2 protein-coding genes and 1 pseudogene are annotated in these 4589 nt (G+C 50.2%); all 3 read left to right on the forward strand.

Annotation, left to right across the window (positions count from 1 at the left end):
• Positions 1–55: 55 nt before the first annotated feature.
• Entirely contained in the window at positions 56–679 is a 624-nt protein-coding gene (locus ACUHMQ_RS20150) for a tyrosine-type recombinase/integrase (protein WP_445297241.1), read from the forward strand.
• Between the two features lie 839 nt (positions 680–1518).
• Positions 1519–3384, forward strand: coding sequence for an alpha/beta hydrolase family protein (locus ACUHMQ_RS20155; protein ID WP_445297242.1), 1866 nt, complete (start codon positions 1519–1521; stop codon positions 3382–3384).
• Between the two features lie 276 nt (positions 3385–3660).
• A pseudogene (locus tag ACUHMQ_RS20160) lies at positions 3661–4589 on the forward strand (IS3 family transposase); the annotation flags it as partial.

Below are 4589 nucleotides of genomic sequence, written 5' to 3' on the forward strand. Positions count from 1 at the left end.
TTTTACAACCGCCAACGACGCCACTCTCGGCTAGGTAATTTGGCACCGGCGGTGTTTGCAGAAAAATTCAGCAGGCAATTGGTCTGCATTTGAAGTGGGTGTGTCTACGGTTGTCAGGACAGGTCATACAGGTATTCCTGGTTTTTCAGAAAAAGGCCGTGATATTTACGTAGAGAACGTGATCTACCAAGCGGTACTCGCAGTTGCAGATCAACCGCTCAAAGATACGCTGGAACTTGCTTATCTGACCGGCCAGAGGCCAAGCAGTGTTCTGTCGATGGCAGAAACAGATATTAGAGACGGTGTGCTGTACGTAAGACAAAGCAAGACTGGTAAGAAACTGCGAATTGCGGTCAAGGGCAAGCTTGCCGCTTTGCTGGGATGCATAAAGGCCAGGAAGGGGGACAATAAGTTACGTGTTCTTAAGTTAATCGTAAATGAAGAGTTACGACCATTAACCACAAGCGCACTGCGGAGTCGATTTGATAAAGCCCGAATTATCGCCGCTGAAGCGAATCCGGAATTGGCAACAGAAATAGCTGAGTTTCAAATTCGTGACCTCAGAGCAAAAGCAGGAACAGACGTAGTTGAGAAGTCACAGGGCAACATGAGGAAGGCGCAGAAGCAGCTCGGACACGCCAATTTGGCCATGCCGAACACTACATTCGAGACCGCCTAGGGGACTTTTCCGACCCCACAGAATGAGGCATTTGCGGAGCGGACCCGGAATTGCGGAGCAAAAATAAAGAAAAATGGGTTAGCGCTGTAACGCTAACCCATTAATTTCACTGCTTTTTATTGGTGGGCCCGCACGGACTTGAACCGTGGACCAAAGGATTATGAGTCCATCGGTTAAGCTAGTAAAAACAGTCTCTTAGGTAAGATTTCGTTCTATGTGATTTCAAAATAAGCCCCTTTAAGGCCCTTTTAGTGCGGTTAGGGAGGGGGTAAATGTAGAACGGGAAAAGGTGGGTTTTGCACGTAGAGCGGCAAGATGCAGGTTCGCAGTACACCCGAACCCCTACAGGCTGCCAACAGCCAGAAACGGACACTTAATCATTTGATTGTTAATCCGTAGCGCTCCGAACCACCGTCTTGCATTTGAAATTGGCTGCGCTTCCAGCCGATACAATATCTCGCAACTAAATTGATTCGCACTGCACTAATGCACACCTCATACACTGGGCACAGCCGTCGATGTGTCAGTTGTGGCCCAGTGAGAAGGGAGTTGTGACGTTTGCTCGGTTTGTTGGGCTGAGTAGGTCGTCCTAGATGCTTCAAATTCTTATTAGGCCCAAGTTCCGGATGAAGAAAAAACTCCAAAGTTGCGCGCATTATGGATGCATATTTAGTCTTGTTATTACCTTATTGAGCGGATGTGGCGACGGAAATCCCCCCCCCGTCCCAGGAACGGCAATACCAGTTCCTGGCACTGAGTCCCCAGTGCAGACTTCTAATCCTGGAAGAGAGACTAAACCTAATGAACCTGCTTTACCTACCCAAACAAATACGGAGCCAGTGCGTTTTACCAACGTGGCGCCTGTGACATCAGACAATGCGTCTTTTGTACCATCACCGGCTATTGCATATGACTTGGGCAATCTGGTAGCTCAATCCGGTACAGACAACAGTATTCTTATTACTCCTGTAAGGGGTTGGGTACGCTACCCAATCGCCAGCACAGCATTACCCAGAACAACCACTCGCTTTCCAGTCATTGTTTTCTTGCATGGCAATCATGATCCGCGAGATCCCAGTTACCAAGGATACGATTACTTGGCACAGGACCTGGCTTCACAGGGTTATGTCGCTGTTTCAATTGATGCAAACGCAATTAATGGCAACTCTCCAGGAGGTATCGGGAGTGGTGATCCTTCGAGCCGGTCTCGTGGTCAGCTGATTTTAGGCACATTGGATCGCCTGCGTGAAATAGATAAACGTGGTGGTCCAGGCATGTTGGACCAGTTGAAAGACAAACTTGACTTGACGCGTATCGGCATGATGGGTCATTCACGTGGCGGTGAAGGCATCTCAAATGCAATTAAGTACAACCTCACTCGCGTCGGTGTAACGGAAGAAGATTTGCGCATCGCCTTACAAATGAATGCCCCAGCATTTGCACACTACCCTGATCTTGCGGCGGCGGTAACAATATCGGCATCAGGTACTGCCGAGCTGGACAGGGCGAAATTCAGCAGTGCCATACAGAAATATAATATCTACTACTCAGCTGGCGCAGAATCGACCCCACCGTATCATTTCAAGGCAGGGTTATTAGTGGCACCAACAGACTTTAGCGGCAACCTTGGTCTGGTTAATGTTCCCTTAGCATTGCTATTGCCCTCATGCGACGGCGACGTATTCTCCCTGGAAGGTGCGCGTACCTTTGATCGTAATCGTTTCAGCGCAGCGAGTGATACTTCACCGCGTTACCAGATTCTGGTTAGAGGCGCGAACCATAATTTTTATAACACCCTTTGGACACATAACGACGCCGACGTATATAGACGTAGTGATTATTGCGCCAATCGCCCAGGGAGCGTTCGACTAAATTCTGAGGATCAACGTCGTAGCGGGCAGTTTCTCATCAATTCATTCATGCGGCATTTTGTTGGTGGAGAACAAAAATTTGCTGGGTATTGGAATGGTACTGCGCAACTTCCTGCTGCTGCATGTCCTGGCGGTGTAGGAACATGTGACGAGCGTGTAGTCCTAACTATCCAGAAGGGAAGTCATCAAAGCAAGTTAGTGCAACGGTTTGATCAGACTGACAGCCTGAGTTTTAACGCTCTGGGTGGTGGTGTTGCGCTGACAGGATTTGACAATATCGCTAGTTGTCAGATGCCCTATGGGATAGGTAATACCATGGGTGCTTGTATACCAGATCGACTAGAAGATTTTGAGTATCCGGATGCCCAGTTTGAACAGACGGCGACAGGTTTTCGGTCCGTTGCGGATCACCTTGAACTGTCTTGGTCTAAACCGGGAGCGACGTTTGTCACCAACCTGCAGGGCATGTCCGCCGTAACTTATGACGCACTGACTTTCCGCGTTGCGGTCATTCGCCCAATGGGACAAGAAATAGCTGTGACGCTAACCGACACGGCAGGACGTACTGCCACAGTCACTGCCAGCGATTTCAGTGATGCGTTATATCTGGCGCCCAAACCGAAAAGAGATGGCTTACCGATGACGGATGCGCCTGACGATATACTATTTGCCAACGGCTCTGTTGTGCAGTTACTCAATATGGTTGCGATCCCGCTGAAAGCATTTCCAGGTGTGGACCATAACAGTTTGAAAGAACTCAAACTCGTGTTCCCTAAGGCTGCCGGCAAGGCTGCACTAACTGACATCGAATTCCAACATCTCGGACGATCTTAAAGCGAGTAGCGTCAGTTCAAGAACAGTGAAATGTACAGCACCTCCGCTAGCAAAAACGGGGGTGCTTTTTTGTTTAGGTGACTCGTTTATAGGACCAGGAAAAGGTCGGAACTTGCAGGCGGCAATTCGTTGACGCTCTGTAGTGGAGGGACTCTTGATGACCGCTTTGGGTTGCTTACAGATAGCTAGTTAGGGAAATTCAATCTGATCAATATGAGGTAGCCTGAATTCCGTAGACACACCTGATTGGTAACATTGAGCCAACAGGAGGCTGCGATGAGCAAGAGAAAAACACAAAGCTATACGTCGGAATACCGAGCGGAAGCCATCAAGTTAGTACTGGACCAAGGGTTGTCGGTTGCCGAAGCAGCAACACGATTAAATATGAATCAGGGCACCTTGGCTTATTGGGTGACCCAAGCCCGTAAAGGCAAGACAGTAAGCGTGTCAGGTGCAGGCATGCAGAGCGCAGTCGAATTGGCTGCGGAGAACCGGAGCTGCGTCGGGAGCTGGCCGAGGCCCGGATGGAACGGGACATCCTAAAAAAAGCAACGGCGTACTTTGCCAGGGAATCACTGCCCGGTACGCGTTCGTGAAGCAATGGCGACAGGTTTACCCGGTAACGTGGCTGTGCCGGACCCTGGTGGTTTCTTGTTGTGGTTTCTATGCCTGGCTTAAACGTCCACCGAGTCGACGGGCTCAGGAAGACGAACGATTGCGGGTAGCAATCCGTGCAGCCCACGACAAAACACGCGGAACCTATAGTGCAAGACGCCTGCAAACTGAACTGGCTGCCGAAGGGATAGTGGCGGGTCGGGACCGGATAGCGCGACTACGTCGCGAAGAGGGTATCTGCTGCGTCCAGAAACGGCGATTCAAAGCGACGACCCATTCAGCTCATTGCTTGCCTGTTGCCGATAACCTGCTGAACCAGACCTTTGAACCGACGGGCCCAAAGCAGGTCTGGGTGAGCGATATTACTTACCTCCAAACAGATGAGGGTTGGCACTATCTGGCGGGCATCAAGGATGTGTTTACCTGCGAGATGGTGGGTTATGCAATGGGTGCGCGAATGACGCAAGACTTGGTCAGTCAGGCGTTGTGGAAGGCGATAAAGTGGAAACGGCCAGAAGCAGGATTGATGCTGCATTCGGACCGAGGGAGTCAATATTGCTCGCAGGGATATCGTGCGCTGGTGGCGCAGT

Source organism: Chitinimonas violaceus, assembly GCF_052601015.1.